This window comes from Achromobacter sp. 18P8.1.1 (assembly GCF_057799415.1).
In genome coordinates this window covers 17,934-32,638 of sequence record NZ_JBYOKH010000028.1, presented here as the reverse complement: position 1 = coordinate 32,638, position 14,705 = coordinate 17,934, and the positions used below count along the sequence as shown (strand labels likewise).

The window sequence follows — 14,705 nt, the reverse complement described above, 5'->3', positions numbered from 1 at the left end:
GCGGCATTGTTGTTGTCCTTACGGGAGATTGCAATGAAGAAGTTGTCCACGCTTGTCGCGTTGGCCTGTATGACGGTGGGGCCGTTGTTGGCGACCAGCGCCTCGGCGCAGTTCGCCAAGCCGGAAGACGCGGTCAAGTACCGCCAGTCGGCATTGACGCTGATGGCTTCGCACTTCGGTCGCATGACGCCGGTGGTCAAGGGTCAGGCGCCCTATGACGCCGCGCAGATCAAAGCCAACGTTGAAGTGCTGAAGACGTTGGCCGCATTGCCGTGGGCAGCTTTCGGTCCGGGTACGGAAGGCGGCGACGCCCGCCCCGAGATCTGGAGCGACGCGGCCGGCTTCAAGCAGAAGCAGCAAGCGTTCCAGGACAATATCGTGAAGCTGTCGGCCGCGGCCGACGCGGGCGATCTGGACAAGCTGCGCGCGGCCTTCGGCGACGTGGGTGCAAGCTGCAAGGCCTGCCACGACGCCTACCGCAAGAAGAAGTAAGCCACGCGCGGGCAGCCTTAGGGCGGCCTGTCAGCGCTGAACGAAAAAAGCCCCTCGATTTTTCGAGGGGCTTTTTGTTGCGAGTTCGCGGGCGGTTCAGGAAAAGGACATGTCCGCGACCACTTCCAGCGACCGTATCCACAGCACCAGGCCCGTCACGCAGGCGCCCAGCAGCAGCGCGCGCACCCAGACTGCGATGCCGTCCTGGGCGGGCGGCGTGCCGGCCGGCAAGTCCTTGGCATCGACGTCGCCGGTGATGATGGCGCGCACCAGGCGCTTGCGGCGCACCACGGCATACCAGACGACGGCCAGCAGATGCAGCGCGATCAGGCCGATGATGACCCATTCGTTGAGCTTGTGCCACGACGTCAGCAGCCCCGAGGTGGCTTCGCTGACGTGTCCGAACAGCGGCCCTTGCGTCATGATGTCGTCGGTGGTGAACAGGCCGCTTGCGGCCTGGAAGCCGATGACCAGCAGCAGGGCCAGCACCGATAGTGCGCCCAGCGGGTTATGGCCGGCCGGCGCGGCGGCGCCCTTCAGGTACCGGGCCACCGCGGCGGGGCCGCGCACGAACTGGCTGAAACGGGCGTAGCGCGGGCCGACAATGCCCCAAAGCAAGCGGAAGATGATCAGGCCCAGCGCCGTACAGCCGAAGCGCACGTGCCAGTCCATGTACAGGCCGCCCAGTTTCACGCTGACGAACGCGCCGACGATGCAGACGACAAGCGCCCAGTGAAAAAGACGGGTGGGAAGGTCCCAGATGCGGATCGCGAGTCGGTTGTTCTGCATGGTTGAGCTGCCTGGACGGATTGCCTGCGAATTTATCACGGGCAAAAAGCAATCGCCGCGCATGAAGCGCGGCGATTTTGGCATGGATCAATGCGTGGTGCGGCGCACGGGTTCGATGCGGTGCACGTGCTCGTGGCGGAAGCGGATGCGCTGGCCAGGCACCTTCTGCGTGGACGAGCCGCAAGGCACGACTTCAGTGGTGTAGGTCGTCGTGCCGTCGATCGGCGCGTTGAAAATGACCGTCGCACGGATGGCGGGGCCGTTGGTCGGCTGCAGGTAGACGATGTCGCCGATATGGATCGGGGTGTTGTCCAGCGTCGTATGGGCCGGGCGTCGGATCAGGTCCGAGGTAGTGAAACGAGTATTCATGGTGTTTGTTCTCTTAGGTTCTAGTTATTAGAAAGCTGCGTGGTGTTCATGCCGCGCAAGATGTGGGCGTAACAAAAGCGCCTCGCATCTGGTCGTTCGCCATGTCCGGCCGGGTTGATTCGGACAGGCATGCATGACACTAACGCATAAGTGTTGCCGTCCCTTTGCGCATTCTCATATTTTTGCGTGCGCGGGTAACGGTTTAATGCCGCTGTTTGATGCCGACCGTCAGTCCAAGACGGCATCGGTTCGGGCCAGGTGGCGGGCATGTTCGGTGCATGCGCTCTTTAGGCCTGAGGGGCCGCGCAGAGTGGGTTGGCTCTGGCGGTTGCTGTGCGGCTGTCGTCGTTGGGTCGACTTGGGCCGCAGCGTAATCCTGTTGCTTCTGGCCAAGCCGGACTGGCGGTTTGGCGAAGGTGCTGTGGGCGGCTTCGAGGCTGCTTGCGTCGGATTCCGCCATTCAGGTTCAGTGCCTGGGCGTTGATCGATTCAGCACGCTGGCCATCATGGCCGTCGCTGCATTCGGAGCTGCTTTGATTGTGGAAGTTGCGCGGGTAGTGCGCGACTTTCGTGTCGGAACCGGGATTTGCGTTTTGGCGTTGTGGGTTTTCGCAAATCGGATCGGAATCCGAGTGGCTCATCGGCAGTCAATGACGTTCAGTCATTGGCGGTGAATCAAGCCGGGTAGTTCTTGTGTGTTGTGTTTCTTGAGTGTTTCTACTGGGTTGGTGTAGAAAGACCTCAACCATCGATATTATCGCAGGTCGATGAGTTTTGCAAGCCTTTTTTGAAAGGGGGCGTATAGCCCCCGTGGTCGTCAGTGCGCGGCAGGGCGGGCCTGGCGCTGGGCCTCGATGATCAGGCCTTCCAGGCGCGGCGACATCCTCAGCGCCACCTGCGCGCCCATCATGCCGTCCGGCTGGCGCTCAGTTTCCAGCGCCAGGCCGATGCGTTCGTCGTTGAACGCGTCAGGGGCCGCCTCGATCTCGACGTAGCGGGCAAGCAGCGCGTCGACGGCCTTCTGGGCATCCGCCAGGGCTTCGTCCGACAATTGGCCATGCCCCAGGTACTGGTTCACGACGCGCGCCAGATCGTCCATGAAGAACAGCAGGGCGGCTGCGCCGCGGCAATCGGGCTGGGTGAACCCCCAGGAGGCGGAAGTAGCGTTTTGGGTCATCGTTGAAGCAAAGCCAGTGTTGCGGGCGGCCGATGGCACGGCCGGATCGGGCATTTTAAGGGATCAGGCAAGGGGAGGCGGCCGTGCGCCTGCATGGTGCATACTTCCACCCCTCATGATCCGATCCGCCCGCCTCTCCGACCTGGCCTGCCTGGCCGATATCGAGCGCTCCGCCGCCGAGCGCTTCCGCGGCACCGCCCTGGCCTGGGCCGCCGATGGCGATACGCTGCCGTCACAAGAATTGGCCGCGGCCCAGGCCGCCGGCTTGCTGTGGGTCGCGCAGCCCGATGGCGAGGTGCGCGGATTCGCATTGGCGCGGCCGATGGGTGGCGACTTGTTCCTGGCTGAAATGTCGGTGGCCTTGCCTTGGCAGGGGCGTGGTCTGGGCCGGGTGCTGTTGCAGGCGGTATTGGCGCATGCGCGGGCCGCGGGCGTTTACGGGTCGGTGGTGCTGACCACGGACCGGGAGCTGCTCTGGAATGCGCCGTTCTACCGGCGGCAGGGGTTTGCCGAGCTTTCGGCGCCGCTTGCGCCGCTGTTGCAGGCCCGGCTGCAAGCGGAGTCGGACGCGGGCTTCGATGCTGCGCGGCGATGCGCGATGGCCTACCCGTTGAACGCATGAGGGCCCGGACGGATCCCGGCCCGACGCGTCCTGTGTCAACTCGCTTCGATCGCAACAAAATCCGCCCACCGATGGCTGCCGAAGGACGCTTCGGGATAATCTGCCCACGGGTGTCGGCCGTCGCCGCGGGGGCGGCTGCGGCCCCCGGGGCGTCAATCCCGCCATCTCAACCCCCTCATGCAAGGAGGACACGCATGTCACCATGGCGAGCCTGCCTGACGGGCCTGGCAATGGCTTCGATGCTGTTCATGACGGCCTGCGTCAATAAAGAGCCCCAGGAGCGGGTCGCGTTCATCCAGTTGCTGCAAGCGCGGGTAAGCAGCGACGCGTTGTTGCCCATCGGTGCGCTGACCAAAGCCGAGAAGGACGCGATAGGCGACTACGCCGACGCGTATGAGGTCATTACCGATTTCCAGAAGGCGATGGCCGAGGCCGCTGCCCCGTTGCGCGAGGTGTTGGCGGTCGAGACGATCCGGTCGGTGGGCGACATTGTCGAGCGCAAGGCTGGCTTCGAGGCCGCCCGCAAGACTCTGGCAGATAGCGCGGGCAAGCTGCAGGATGCCCGCGTCAAGGCCGATCGCGCGCGCGCCGCGATGACGCTGCCGCCCGACCTGGCGCCCGCCTATGGCGGCGCGTATGACGAAGCCGTGACCGCGCCCGCCGCGGATCTGATGCAAGCCGCCACCCAGATGGACTCCGTGGCGCGCGACGCCGTGGGCGTGGCGGATTTCGTGGCCGCCCATGCCGCGGACATCCAGTTGGTAGATGGTCAGGCCCGCGTAGCCACGCTGACGCTCCAGCAGGAACTGAACCTGCGCCTGCAGGGGCTGAACGCGCAGTCCGACGGTTTGGCGCAAGCGCGTGAAACCGTCTTGCTCGCCGTGGCGCTGGGGGCCTGAACCCGCCGCAAGGCGGACGCTTTGTACAATGCGGGTCTCGCGGCGTTCGCCGTGCCTGGAACGGAATATGAGCCAATCAACCAGCTTGCACTACAGAACCTTTCTGCTCCTGCTCGTGGTGGTCACCATCGCGTTCGGCTGGCTCCTGTGGCCTTTCTACGGCGCCGTTTTCTGGGGCGCCATCCTTGCCATCATCTTTGCGCCCCTGCAGCGCAGGCTGGTCGCGCGTATCGGCGGACGCCGCAATCTTGGCGCATTCATCACCTTGCTGCTGGTCCTGCTGCTGGTCATCCTGCCGCTGGTCGCCATCAGCGGTTCGCTGGTGAGTGAGGGCGCAAACCTGTACCAGAGCATCAAGTCGGGTGAGTTGAACTTCGGCGCCTATTTCCAGCAAGCGATGGCTGCGTTGCCGCCGTCGGTGCATGACCTGCTGGCGCGCTTCGATCTGGCCGACATTCCCAGCCTGCAGGAAAAACTCAGCGCAGGCGCGATGCAGGCCAGCCAGTTCCTGGCGACCCAGGCGCTGAACATCGGACAGGACACGTTCCAGTTCGTGATCAGCTTCGGCATCATGCTGTATCTGCTGTTTTTCCTGTTGCGCGACGGTCCGCAGCTGACGGCGCGCCTGAAGCGCGCCATGCCGCTGAGCGACGCGCACAAGCAGCACCTGTTCCGCAAGTTCACCACCGTCGTGCGCGCCACTGTCAAAGGCAACATCGCAGTGGCCGCGGCGCAGGGCGCGCTGGGCGGGATCATCTTCTGGATCCTGTCTATCCAGGGCGCGCTGCTGTGGGGCGTGATCATGGGCTTCCTGTCCCTCTTGCCCGCAATCGGCGCGGGCCTGATCTGGGCGCCTGTCGCGATTTACTTCCTGTTGACGGGCGCCATGGTCAAGGGCGCGGTGCTGATCGCGTTCGGCGTGCTGGTCATCGGCATGGTGGACAACGTGCTGCGTCCGATCCTGGTGGGCAAGGACACCAAGATGCCGGACTACGTGGTGTTGATCTCCACGCTGGGCGGCATGGCTTTGTTCGGCCTGAACGGCTTTGTGATCGGCCCGTTGATCGCCGCCTTGTTCATGGCTTGCTGGGACCTGTTCTCGCCCGCTTCGGAAGAGTTGCTGGGCAAGGCGGAAACGGCGCCGCCTCCCGCAGAGTAAGACACGTGGCGTGGCGCCTGCGGTGGCGGCGAGTCATCCGCAGGCACCGCGCCGGGTGTATGGTGTAGCAGCGTCGGCCTTTTCCGGCCGGCCTTTCGTGTCGACGTCGCCACTCAGGAGCGTGTTGCATATGGAATGGAAACTGCATCGATCGGGCTGGATCGAAGAGCGCAATTTCGATATCGAATTTGCCGAAACCCCCGAAGGCTTTCACACCCGCGTCCGGATCTTCGGATTCCCGGTGCTTGAAGACACCAAGCACGTCTACCCCAACGAGGCATTGGCGGAGAAGGGGGCGCTGACCTTGCTGAAAAGCCAGTTCACAGGCACCCCCGATCTGGAAGAGCAGTAGCTCAGCGCAGCCGCAGCAGGTTGTCGCCGATCATCAGGTCGCGGTCCGGCCGCGGCTGGGTGCGCACCAACCCTTGTTCCAGCGCCTGACCGATGTCTTGCACGCCGGTCGCGTCATCCATGGCTTGCTGAAAGCTCTCTGCCCGCAGCCAGCCCAATTGGTGCCAGGATTGCGGCGCATCCGAAACGTAGGCGATGAACTGTTCGCCGGTGCCGGGCTCGGCGTCGCGTGGCGGGATGTACAGGATGATCTCGTCCACGCCGTCGCCCGTCAGGTCGGCGAAGATCAGCCGGCAAGGCTGCGTTGCCGCCTTGTTCAGCGTGGCCGGGGGCGAGCACAGTTTCGCCCGGTCGGGTGAGTCGTCGCGCAGCGCATTCCACCATGCATCGGGTATTGCGCGGCCTGCCGGCGTGGTGGCGAACGCCGGTACGGCTGCCGGCGCGGGATCGGCCGCCGGTGGCTGGCCATTAGCCCGTTTCACGTCGTCCCAGCTGTAGTAGCTGCCTTTCAGGGCCTGCGCGGCCGCCAGCGCAATCTGCGGGTCCCGCGCATTGGCTGCGCCGTCGGCCAGCTGCTGCAAGGCATCGCGGCCCCAATGGCCGTAGTCCTTGCCCATCGCGTGAAAACTGAACCGCTCCGGATCCAGGCGTCCGTCGACGATCCGCCGCAACTGGCTTTCCGCCGTCAGGCGCAGGGGATTGGCGAGCGGCGTGTTGATGGCCAGCAGCAGCCCCAGCGTGGCGAAGGCTGCAATCAGGTTGGTGGCGCCCAGGACGGCGTAGTAGCGCTTGGGCCGCAGCGCGGCCCAGGCGTAGCCCGCGCCGTACAGGACCAGCATCGCGCCGCCGGCGAGTCCCCACACGCGCAGGACGGTCCAACCGTATTGCTCGACGCGGACGACGGCGCCGTAGAGGGCCACCGCGGCCAGCGGCAGCAGGCACACCATCGCCGCACGTAGCAGCCCCCGCAGGCGCGGCCCAAAGGGGGCGGCCTCGGGGCTGTCCTGCCAGGCGGCGTTGATGAGCTTGATCCAGGCCAGCGAGAATGCGATCAGCGCGCCGGCGGAAAGCTGGACGGCCTCCAGGCCCAGCGCCATCCGGGCAGCCAGCGCCAGGGTGAACGCGAGCCCCACGACGGTGACCAGCGGCAGCAGCCACGCATTCAACGTCAGCCAGGAACGTTGCAGCGTCTCGGTCAACGACGGGCGGCGGCGCACGCCCACCAGGCAGGCGGCCAGGATCATCGGCCAGGCGGCGAGCCGGAAGTGCGCGTCGTCGACGATGGCGCGGACGGCCTGGATGCCGATCATGGTGAACATGGCGCCCGCCGCGGTCAGCAGCAGGCATACCGCCATGGCCAGGCAAGCGGCCAGCGTCAGATGGACCGCCATGCGCCAGGCGGCGCGAAAGACGGCGGGGTAGTTCCCGTGCGGCTTGCCGGCGTCCAATGCCTGGATCAGCGGCAGCAGGATAAAGCCCGCGACGCCGGTCAGCAGCAGCGCCAGCGCCAGGTCATTGCCCTGCGGCCACCCGCCCAGTTCCTGCGGCAAAGAACCGCTCGCGGACGTCAGGCCGTAGGCCGTCAGGGCGGGCAGGACCAGCCCGTACGCCGCCAGCGCTGCCAGCCAGCGCCGACCGCTGCGCATCCCCGCGAGCAAGGCGCCCGCCAGCGGCGCCAGCGCGATCCACTGCAGCAGGAAGGCCAGCGCAAACGGGTGGTTCCAGGGCCATGCGCGCAGCGTCATGAGTTGGTGGAGGACGAGGCCGGACAGGGCGGCGATGGCGCCGTAGATCAGCACGGTCTTGTCGGACGCGCCCAGCTTTCCGGAGGCGGATGATTCAGGGGACATATTGGTCATGGCGGCGATAGTAGCAACCTGTCGCCAATGAAGATGACCAAGCGTATCCGTCTGTCAGGAAGTCGTCGCATCGCCGAAAATTTCGGAGTAAATTGGGGACGCGGAGCGGGACGCCATCAGGCGGAACATCGCTTCGTAATACATAGCGGGAGGCGCATGCGACCAAGGGGGATAGGCGATGGCTGACGGCGAAAGCCTGGCTGGCGCGAAGGCTCGGCCGCTGCACCGGTATTCCATGCGGACCGGTCTGCTGGCACTCGTTTTCACCTGTATTTCCCCGGCGCTGGTGGTGGCGTCGGTGGCCGTGTATGAAAGCTATGTCATCCAGAAAGAGCGCATTTTTCGCGACACCATCTTCCTGGCCCGCAACCTCACCGCCATTCTCGACCGCGAGTTGACCGGCGTCGAAGCCGGCGTGCAGATGCTGGCGACCTCGCCCGACCTGATTGGCGGGGACCTCGCAAGCTTTCATCAGCGTGCACGGGAATCGGTACGGTTCCAGATCGTGGACAGCTACGTCCTGACCGATCGCGACGGCAGGCAGATCATCAACACGCTCGTGCCCTATGGCACCCCCTTGCCCATGAGCGGCGCACCGCAGGACTTGAGCCGGGTGTTCGAGACGCGCGCGCCGGTACTCAGCCGCCTGTTCATGGGTGGCGTGAGCAAACAGCCGACGATTGCGCTGGGCGTACCGGTGGTGCGCGGCGATGCGGTCGTCTACAGCCTGAATGTGGGCCTGTCGCCCAGCCGCATCGGCAACGCATTGGGCCGCCGGGCGCTTCCGGATGGGTGGGTGGCGGCGGTGCTGGACAGCTCCGGGACCATCGTCGCCCGCACCCGCGACGCCGCGCGGTTCGTCGGGCAGAAGGCGGTTCCCACCCTGGCCCAGGCCGTGCAGCAGGAAAGCGAGGGGGCGCTTGAGACCACCACCAAGGAAGGCACGCCGGTCTACACCGCGTTCAGCCGGTCGGCGCTCTCGGGGTGGACCGTCGCGGCCGGCGCACCCATGACCCTGTTGACGACGGATCTGTACCGCTCGATCGCGTGGCTGGCGCTGGGCACCTTGTTCGCGTTCGGCCTGGGGCTGTGGTTGGCCTTGCGCCTGGCCAGCCGCCTGACCTCGGCGGTGCAGGGGCTGGTCGCCCCGGCGCTGGCGTTGGGGGAAGGCCGCACCGTCGAGTTGCCGACCACCCATGTGAAAGAGGCCCAGGAAGTCGGCACGGCGCTATTGCAGGCCTCGCGCATGTTGGCGCATGCCCAGCACCTGGCGCACTACGACCCGCTGACGGGCCTGTGCAACCGGGTGCTGTTCGGGGAACTGATCCTGCGTGAGTTGGCGGTGGCGCAGCGCAGCGGCGAATCCTTCGCCATCCTGGCGATCGACCTGGACGGCTTCAAAGCCGTCAACGATCTACACGGCCACGCCGCCGGCGATACGGTGCTGAAGGAAGCCGCGGACCGCATGGCGCGCGCGATCCGGGTATCCGACGTGGCGGCCCGTCTGGGGGGCGACGAATTTGCCGTCTTGCTGATGGGCGTTGGCCAGGAAAACGCCCAGATCGTCGCCGAGGCGCTGGTCGAGGGCCTGTCGCTGCCTTATCCGGGTATCCGCGTGGCGGTGTCGGCCAGCGTGGGCATCGCCGTCTATCCGCATTCCGGCATCACGATGCTGCAACTGCTGGAGCGTGCCGACGTGGCGCTGTACAAGGCCAAGGGGCAGGGCAAGCGGCGGGTCGCGTCGGATCTGTGATGCCGGACACTGCCCCATCAACTGGGGGGAGGCGCTTGCTGCGGCGCCAGGGCGGTCAGCACTTCACCGGATTTCAGGCGATAGCGCTTGTCGCCCAGGGCGATGACGCGTTCGCCTTCCGATGTCCTGAGGATATAGCGCGTGGCCGCGGGCGGCGGGTCCACGGTCCCCGGATCATCCGCCTGCAAGAAAACCTCTATCCGATAAAGCCTGCCCGACTCCGTGCTGGCGAGCACATCGCTCAATCTGCGTATGGAAATGGCCATGCGGATGCTTCTCCCTCTTCATCGTTGTTTCAGTGGGTATAGCGCTTATCGGCATGGGTTTCCCCATGCCGGCAGGTCACGACTTCAACGCCTGGTATTCGTTACACTGCCCGCCTGACGCCCTGCCTGGTCTGCAGGCAATGCGGCGTGCAGCAACGAGCATGCGGAACGGTAATGCAAATTTCCCCTGGCCGGAATACGGCCACCTTCCTGGGTTTGCTGGCGATCGTGCTGTGGGGCACGGTCGTCGGGCTTATTCGTAGCGTCAGCGAAAGCTTCGGCGCCATCGGGGGCGCCGCGCTCATCTACACGGTGGGGTCGGTTTTTCTGGTGTGTTTGCTGGGCTTTCCGACGTTGCGCAGTTTTCCCCGGCGCTATCTCATCGTCGGCAGCCTGCTGTTCGTCGCCTACGAGATCTGCCTGTCGTTGTCGCTGGGTTTCGCACTTGATCGCGGGCAGGCCATCGAGCTTGGCATCGTCAACTATCTCTGGCCTTGCCTGACGGTGGTGCTGGCGATGGTCATCAACGGCCAGCGCGCCAACGCATGGGTGGTGCCCGGGATTGTGCTGTCGGTCTGCGGCATCGTCTGGGTTGTGGGCGGATCGGGCGGACTGTCGTGGGAACGCACCTTGGCCAACGTATCGAGCAACCCCCTCAGTTATGGATTGGCATTCAGTGGCGCCATTATCTGGGCCGTTTACTGCAACGTGACCACGCGCTTTGCCGACGGCAAGAATGGCGTCGCGCTGTTCTTCATGCTGACTGCGGCGGCATTGTGGATCAAGTATGGCTTCAGCGCCGAGCCGGCGCTGGCGTTTACCGGACCCGCCACGCTCGAACTGTGCGTGACCGGCGGCGCGATGGCGGCCGGTTATGCGCTGTGGAACGTGGGAATACTCAAAGGCAACCTGACCTTGCTGGCCACGGCGTCCTACTTCACTCCCGTGCTTTCCACCTTCTTCGCAGCCGTATGGCTGTCGACCCGCCTTGCTCCGCCGTTCTGGCAGGGCGTGGCGATGGTCACCGCCGGTTCGTTGTTGTGTTGGGCGGCGACGCGTGGCAAGCCCGCCCGGGGCGGATAGCCCTGGCGGGTTGCCGCGAGGAAGGAGGCGTCAGTCGATCAGCATGGTCTGGGCAACCGCGTAGCCCAGCGGGATCAACAACAGCGAAGCAAAGGTTGAACTGACAATCGCCGCCGAAATCTTCAGCCAGGGCTCGGGCCCCGCGCTTTGAATCGTTTGAATCACCAACGCGACGATACCCATAACCATAAAACAGCTGATAACCACTGCTACGTAAGTCATGTTGTCTCCGTCCTCGCCTGATTAAAGGGATGCGGCGCCGCTTGTGCGGTCTCTATGTTTGTACTGATTGTGCGCCTGTATTCGCGGCGTGGACCCTAGGGTTTTCCTGGCGGAAACCGTGGGGTGTGGCGTTTTTGCCTCGGGGTGTGCAGCATGGATTCATGTGCTTGCGCAGCATTTCGAACGGCGTTCGGCGCGGTGCTGCGGCAGGGCGGCTTTGCGCTACGATGGGGGCATCCCATTACTGAAAAGGCTGCCAGATGCCGCACAGATTGCGCCCCGGCACGCGTGCCACGCTACAGGTCAGGCAATTAATGCCGGGCGAGTTCGCGTGGATCATCACCTTGCTCGATCCCGAATCCGGTAATGTGCACAGCACCAATTATTCGGAAAGGCGCTATGCAAGCCAGGACGAAGCCTCTGCCGCCGGCAAGGCGGCCGTGATGGCATTTCTGGGCAGCGATGGCATAAATGGCCTGGATCTGCAAAAGGATGACAAGGCCAAGCCTTGATGCCGTCTTGCTCGACACCACGGGAAAGCCCTCGAAAGAGGGCTTTTTTGCGTCTGGCGCAATGATCACGCGGGGCCGGGAACGCTAATTGCTGTAAGGCGGGCGGCGCGTTTGACGCCGGAGGAGCTACACCATGACCCCATCCCCGCATCGAGAGCCCGGCCTGCCCGACGACCTGCCGCCGGACGATCCCTCGCTACCCGGCAACCTGCCGCCCGACGATCCGCTGCCGGATCCGAATCAGCCGCCTGATGATCCGCCGGCTCACGATCCCACACCCCCCGCCCCAGACCCGCGCCTGCCGGGCGCAATTGACCTGGCTTGAGCGCCAGCGTCGCAATGCAATGACAACCATGAGGAGTCCGTTATGCGTTCCATCTTGCTGTGGCTGATAGGCGTGCCTATTCCCATCATCATCCTGCTGGCGCTTTTCTGGCACTGACGTGCCGTCCGTTTCCCGCGCCGGAGCCGGCCCGACCAGGGCCCGCCAGCGGCGCGACAAAACAATCAACAAGGAATCACCATGGAAAACGCATCTTCATTGAGCCAGCCCTACGGCGGCGGCGTGCCTCCGCACGAATCGGCCGTCTCGGCGGTGTCCTGGGCCGCAGTGATCGCGGGCGCGGTGATCGCCGCCGCGCTGTCACTGGCGCTGTTCGCCGGCGGCACCGGCCTGGGCTTCCTGTCCGTGTCGCCGTGGGCGGATGAGGGCATGTCGGCCCCCGCGGTCGGCATCAGCATCATTGCGTGGATGCTGTTCACGCAGATCGTGGCCTACGGCATCGGTGGTTACGTGGCCGGCCGCCTGCGCACGAAGTGGGTGGATGTGCATTCGGACGAGGTCTATTTCCGCGATACGGCGCATGGCTTCCTGGTATGGGCGCTGAGTGCAGTGGTCAGCGCCGCGCTGCTGGGTTCGGCGATCGCTACCGTAGCTTCCGGTGCCGCCAAGACGGGTGCGACCGTGGCGGCAGGGGCGGGCGCAGCAGTCACGGCGACCGCGGCGGCCGGCGCAAGCGGTGGCGGCATGGACCGTGCGACCGACTACTTCACGGACACGCTGCTGCGTTCTGATCGCCCCGATGCGGGCGGCGATCGCAATACCGCGAGGGCCGAAGTGGGCCGCATCGTGGCAATGAGCCTGGCGCGTGGCGATATCGCGCCGGAAGACCGTGACTATGTGGTGAAGGTGGTGGCTGCACAAACCGGCGTCGAACCCGCCGTGGCGCAGCGCCGTGTCGAGCAGGCAATCGCCAATGCCAAGAAGGCGGCGGAAGACGCCAAGCAAAAGGCCAAGGAAGCCGCCGACAAGGCGCGCAAGGCCGCAGCCGCATTTGCGCTGTGGGGCTTTGCCTCCATGTTGATCGGCGCCTTTGTGGCGAGCCTGGCGGCAACCTGGGGCGGCAAGCGCCGCGACGCGTTGCGTCGCATTTGATGCTCGCCCTGCGTTGCGTGTGATGTCGCGTGTGATGTCTGCTGTCATCGGCCACTGTGGTTTGCAGTGGTCGATGACGATCGGCCGAGGTTGAACCGATCACAGTCGTCGCCGCAAAGCAAAAGGCCCTCACCGAAGTGAGGGCCTTTTTGAATTCTTGGTGGCGCATCCCTGATTCGAACAGGGGACCTGCGGATTATGATTCCGTCGCTCTAACCGGCTGAGCTAATGCGCCATCTGGGTCTTGCTTTTCTCTTGCTTTACTTTGCTGCATTCCTCGCCATTCAGTGCTTGTTTTGTAGCGCTGAGCAACGAAGAACGAAATTCTAGCACGAAACTTTTTTGCCATGCAAGCGGGGGGAAGGCAAAAATTTAAAGGCGTGTTTCAGGCGTCCCGGGCAAGCCGGATGCCCGAGAATTGCCAGCGCGCTTCAGGCGGGAAAAAATTGCGGTAGCTGGCGCGGATGTGATCGCGCGGCGTGGCGCAGGAGCCGCCGCGCAACACGTATTGGTTGCACATGAATTTGCCGTTGTATTCGCCGACTGCGCCCGCGTCGGGTTTGTAGCCGGGGTAGCCGTCATAGGCGCTGGCCGTCCATTCCCAGGCGTCGCCGAACAACTGCACGGGGCCACCCGAGCCGTTGCGGGCCGGCGCGGGGCGCGGGTCCAGATGGCCGTTTTCCAGCATGTTCGCGCGGCCGGGAAACGCGGGGTCAGCCAGTTGCCGGGCGGCGTGTTCCCATTCCGCCTCGCGCGGCAGGCGCACGCGGGCCCAGCGCGCATACGCGTCAGCCTCGTAGTAGCTGACGTGGGTGACGGGCGCCTGCAATTCCAGGTCCTGTATGCCGCGCAGCGTGAACACGCGCCACTCGTCGCGCTGGCCCTCCCAGTACAGCGGGGCGCGCCAGCCTTCCGCACAGACGCGGTCCCAGCCGGCCGACAGCCACAGTTCAGGGCGCTTGTAGCCGCCGTCGCGGATGAAGGCCAGGAATTCGTGCTGCGTGACGAGGCGGTCTGCCAGATGGAAGGGGGCCAGCAGCACCTCGTGAGCGGGGCCCTCGTTGTCGAAGCCGAAGCCGCGGCCATCGTGGCCGATACGGCTGATGCCGCCGCCGTAGCGCGTCCAGCCCGCCGGGGTGCCGGGGGGAAGGGCGGGCGATCCGGTGGCCACATACGCCGGTTTCAGCGGGTTGGCCGACAGCATGTGCTTCACGTCGGTCAGGATCAGTTCCTGATGCTGCTGCTCGTGGTTCAGGCCCAATTCCAGCAGCGCGTCGAAGTCGGGGTCATTGCCGCCCAGGCGCGAGATCAAATCGTGCATGGCGCGGTCGATGTGTTGGCGGTACTGCAGCACGTCGGCCAGCGAAGGCCGCGAGAGCAGGCCGCGTTGCGGACGCGGATGCTTGGCGCCGATCGCGTTGTAGTAGGAGTTGAACAGCATCCGGTAATGCGGGTGGAACATTGTGTACGGCGGATGGAATTGCGTCAGCAGGAAGGTTTCGAAGAACCAGGTGGTGTGCGCAAGATGCCATTTGACGGGGCTGCAATCGGGCATCGATTGCACCTGGCAGTCTTCGGGGCTGAGCGGCGCGGCAAGCGCCGTGCTGGTGGTTCGCACCGCGTCGAAGCGGTCGTGCTGGCCGGCCTGTCCGCTGGCATACGGTCCGGTGGCGGGGTGAGTCAGCAGGCAGGCAGGTTCCATGGCGATCCTCCAGTG

General features: G+C 65.0%; 17 protein-coding genes and 1 tRNA gene. 10 read left to right on the top strand and 8 right to left on the bottom strand.

What is annotated here, in order from left to right; translation table 11 throughout:
- The first annotated feature begins 33 nt into the window (after positions 1 to 33).
- The gene (locus AC27VE_RS18335) at positions 34 to 492 is read left to right on the top strand and encodes a c-type cytochrome (protein WP_006224963.1); all 459 of its coding nucleotides are present in this window, start codon (positions 34 to 36) and stop codon (positions 490 to 492) included.
- A 96-nt stretch (positions 493 to 588) separates the two neighbouring features.
- On the opposite strand, the gene AC27VE_RS18330 is transcribed toward AC27VE_RS18335, so the two are convergent.
- The 3 genes from AC27VE_RS18330 to AC27VE_RS18320 all read right to left on the bottom strand — a co-directional run bounded on the left by AC27VE_RS18330 (position 589) and on the right by AC27VE_RS18320 (position 2,827).
- Positions 589 to 1,281, bottom strand: coding sequence for a cytochrome b/b6 domain-containing protein (locus tag AC27VE_RS18330; RefSeq protein ID WP_088590609.1), 693 nt, complete (start codon positions 1,279 to 1,281; stop codon positions 589 to 591).
- 87 nt (positions 1,282 to 1,368) lie between these two features.
- Positions 1,369 to 1,650 (bottom strand): hypothetical protein, encoded by a 282-nt coding sequence (locus AC27VE_RS18325; protein ID WP_006224961.1) that lies wholly within the window; start codon positions 1,648 to 1,650, stop codon positions 1,369 to 1,371.
- An 817-nt stretch (positions 1,651 to 2,467) separates the two neighbouring features.
- Positions 2,468 to 2,827, bottom strand: a complete 360-nt coding sequence (locus AC27VE_RS18320) for a hypothetical protein (RefSeq protein WP_488704639.1) — start codon at positions 2,825 to 2,827, stop codon at positions 2,468 to 2,470.
- A gap of 115 nt (positions 2,828 to 2,942) precedes the next feature.
- Here AC27VE_RS18320 and AC27VE_RS18315 point away from each other — a divergent pair, with 115 nt between their 5' ends.
- From AC27VE_RS18315 to AC27VE_RS18300, 4 genes are all read left to right on the top strand, one after another.
- Entirely contained in the window at positions 2,943 to 3,449 is a 507-nt protein-coding gene (locus AC27VE_RS18315) for a GNAT family N-acetyltransferase (RefSeq protein ID WP_488704638.1), read from the top strand.
- Positions 3,450 to 3,643: 194 nt separating this feature from the next.
- Complete coding sequence (locus tag AC27VE_RS18310) at positions 3,644 to 4,348, top strand: DUF3053 family protein (protein WP_488704637.1); 705 nt, start codon at positions 3,644 to 3,646, stop codon at positions 4,346 to 4,348.
- A 67-nt stretch (positions 4,349 to 4,415) separates the two neighbouring features.
- Positions 4,416 to 5,507, top strand: coding sequence for an AI-2E family transporter (locus tag AC27VE_RS18305; RefSeq protein ID WP_088590612.1), 1,092 nt, complete (start codon positions 4,416 to 4,418; stop codon positions 5,505 to 5,507).
- A gap of 130 nt (positions 5,508 to 5,637) precedes the next feature.
- The gene (locus AC27VE_RS18300; protein ID WP_006224956.1) at positions 5,638 to 5,859 is read left to right on the top strand and encodes a hypothetical protein; all 222 of its coding nucleotides are present in this window, start codon (positions 5,638 to 5,640) and stop codon (positions 5,857 to 5,859) included.
- A 1-nt stretch (position 5,860) separates the two neighbouring features.
- On the opposite strand, the gene AC27VE_RS18295 is transcribed toward AC27VE_RS18300, so the two are convergent.
- Complete coding sequence (locus tag AC27VE_RS18295; protein ID WP_488704636.1) at positions 5,861 to 7,708, bottom strand: DUF4153 domain-containing protein; 1,848 nt, start codon at positions 7,706 to 7,708, stop codon at positions 5,861 to 5,863.
- Between the two features lie 187 nt (positions 7,709 to 7,895).
- Here AC27VE_RS18295 and AC27VE_RS18290 point away from each other — a divergent pair, with 187 nt between their 5' ends.
- Positions 7,896 to 9,470, top strand: coding sequence for a diguanylate cyclase (locus AC27VE_RS18290; RefSeq protein WP_488704635.1), 1,575 nt, complete (start codon positions 7,896 to 7,898; stop codon positions 9,468 to 9,470).
- Positions 9,471 to 9,487: 17 nt separating this feature from the next.
- Here the strand turns inward: AC27VE_RS18290 and AC27VE_RS18285 are convergent, their stop codons facing one another.
- The gene (locus AC27VE_RS18285; RefSeq protein WP_315139468.1) at positions 9,488 to 9,736 is read right to left on the bottom strand and encodes a 6-phosphofructokinase; all 249 of its coding nucleotides are present in this window, start codon (positions 9,734 to 9,736) and stop codon (positions 9,488 to 9,490) included.
- Between the two features lie 174 nt (positions 9,737 to 9,910).
- Here AC27VE_RS18285 and yddG point away from each other — a divergent pair, with 174 nt between their 5' ends.
- Positions 9,911 to 10,819: an aromatic amino acid DMT transporter YddG gene (gene yddG / locus AC27VE_RS18280; RefSeq protein ID WP_488704634.1), complete on the top strand. Its 909-nt coding sequence runs from the start codon at positions 9,911 to 9,913 to the stop codon at positions 10,817 to 10,819.
- 30 nt (positions 10,820 to 10,849) lie between these two features.
- Here yddG and AC27VE_RS18275 read toward each other — a convergent pair whose 3' ends face one another.
- Positions 10,850 to 11,041 carry a hypothetical protein gene (locus tag AC27VE_RS18275; protein ID WP_006224951.1) on the bottom strand — a complete coding sequence of 64 codons (192 nt, stop codon included), beginning with the start codon at positions 11,039 to 11,041 and terminating at the stop codon, positions 10,850 to 10,852.
- Between the two features lie 260 nt (positions 11,042 to 11,301).
- Between AC27VE_RS18275 and AC27VE_RS18270 the strand changes: the two genes are divergently transcribed.
- The 3 genes from AC27VE_RS18270 to AC27VE_RS18260 all read left to right on the top strand — a co-directional run bounded on the left by AC27VE_RS18270 (position 11,302) and on the right by AC27VE_RS18260 (position 12,988).
- Positions 11,302 to 11,553 (top strand): hypothetical protein, encoded by a 252-nt coding sequence (locus tag AC27VE_RS18270; protein ID WP_088590617.1) that lies wholly within the window; start codon positions 11,302 to 11,304, stop codon positions 11,551 to 11,553.
- 133 nt (positions 11,554 to 11,686) lie between these two features.
- The gene (locus tag AC27VE_RS18265; RefSeq protein WP_081534216.1) at positions 11,687 to 11,878 is read left to right on the top strand and encodes a hypothetical protein; all 192 of its coding nucleotides are present in this window, start codon (positions 11,687 to 11,689) and stop codon (positions 11,876 to 11,878) included.
- Between the two features lie 198 nt (positions 11,879 to 12,076).
- Entirely contained in the window at positions 12,077 to 12,988 is a 912-nt protein-coding gene (locus AC27VE_RS18260) for a hypothetical protein (protein ID WP_006224949.1), read from the top strand.
- Between the two features lie 158 nt (positions 12,989 to 13,146).
- On the opposite strand, the gene AC27VE_RS18255 is transcribed toward AC27VE_RS18260, so the two are convergent.
- Positions 13,147 to 13,223, bottom strand: a tRNA-Met gene (locus tag AC27VE_RS18255).
- Positions 13,224 to 13,373: 150 nt separating this feature from the next.
- On the bottom strand, positions 13,374 to 14,690 hold the full coding sequence (gene egtB, locus AC27VE_RS18250) for an ergothioneine biosynthesis protein EgtB (RefSeq protein ID WP_488704633.1): 1,317 nt from the start codon (positions 14,688 to 14,690) through the stop codon (positions 13,374 to 13,376).
- Between the last annotated feature and the right edge of the window lie 15 nt (positions 14,691 to 14,705).

Bases quoted from the DNA above. Each gene is read 5' to 3' on its own strand.
- AC27VE_RS18295 (WP_488704636.1), bottom strand. From the start codon at position 7,708: ATGTCCCCTGAATCATCCGCCTCCGGAAAGCTGGGCGCGTCCGACAAG.
- AC27VE_RS18310 (WP_488704637.1), top strand. From the start codon at position 3,644: ATGTCACCATGGCGAGCCTGCCTGACGGGCCTGGCAATGGCTTCGATG.
- AC27VE_RS18290 (WP_488704635.1), top strand. From the start codon at position 7,896: ATGGCTGACGGCGAAAGCCTGGCTGGCGCGAAGGCTCGGCCGCTGCAC.
- AC27VE_RS18325 (WP_006224961.1), bottom strand. From the start codon at position 1,650: ATGAATACTCGTTTCACTACCTCGGACCTGATCCGACGCCCGGCCCAT.
- yddG (WP_488704634.1), top strand. From the start codon at position 9,911: ATGCAAATTTCCCCTGGCCGGAATACGGCCACCTTCCTGGGTTTGCTG.
- AC27VE_RS18275 (WP_006224951.1), bottom strand. From the start codon at position 11,041: ATGACTTACGTAGCAGTGGTTATCAGCTGTTTTATGGTTATGGGTATC.
- AC27VE_RS18305 (WP_088590612.1), top strand. From the start codon at position 4,416: ATGAGCCAATCAACCAGCTTGCACTACAGAACCTTTCTGCTCCTGCTC.
- AC27VE_RS18260 (WP_006224949.1), top strand. From the start codon at position 12,077: ATGGAAAACGCATCTTCATTGAGCCAGCCCTACGGCGGCGGCGTGCCT.
- egtB (WP_488704633.1), bottom strand. From the start codon at position 14,690: ATGGAACCTGCCTGCCTGCTGACTCACCCCGCCACCGGACCGTATGCC.
- AC27VE_RS18285 (WP_315139468.1), bottom strand. From the start codon at position 9,736: ATGGCCATTTCCATACGCAGATTGAGCGATGTGCTCGCCAGCACGGAG.
- AC27VE_RS18270 (WP_088590617.1), top strand. From the start codon at position 11,302: ATGCCGCACAGATTGCGCCCCGGCACGCGTGCCACGCTACAGGTCAGG.
- AC27VE_RS18265 (WP_081534216.1), top strand. From the start codon at position 11,687: ATGACCCCATCCCCGCATCGAGAGCCCGGCCTGCCCGACGACCTGCCG.
- AC27VE_RS18315 (WP_488704638.1), top strand. From the start codon at position 2,943: ATGATCCGATCCGCCCGCCTCTCCGACCTGGCCTGCCTGGCCGATATC.
- AC27VE_RS18335 (WP_006224963.1), top strand. From the start codon at position 34: ATGAAGAAGTTGTCCACGCTTGTCGCGTTGGCCTGTATGACGGTGGGG.
- AC27VE_RS18300 (WP_006224956.1), top strand. From the start codon at position 5,638: ATGGAATGGAAACTGCATCGATCGGGCTGGATCGAAGAGCGCAATTTC.
- AC27VE_RS18330 (WP_088590609.1), bottom strand. From the start codon at position 1,281: ATGCAGAACAACCGACTCGCGATCCGCATCTGGGACCTTCCCACCCGT.
- AC27VE_RS18320 (WP_488704639.1), bottom strand. From the start codon at position 2,827: ATGACCCAAAACGCTACTTCCGCCTCCTGGGGGTTCACCCAGCCCGAT.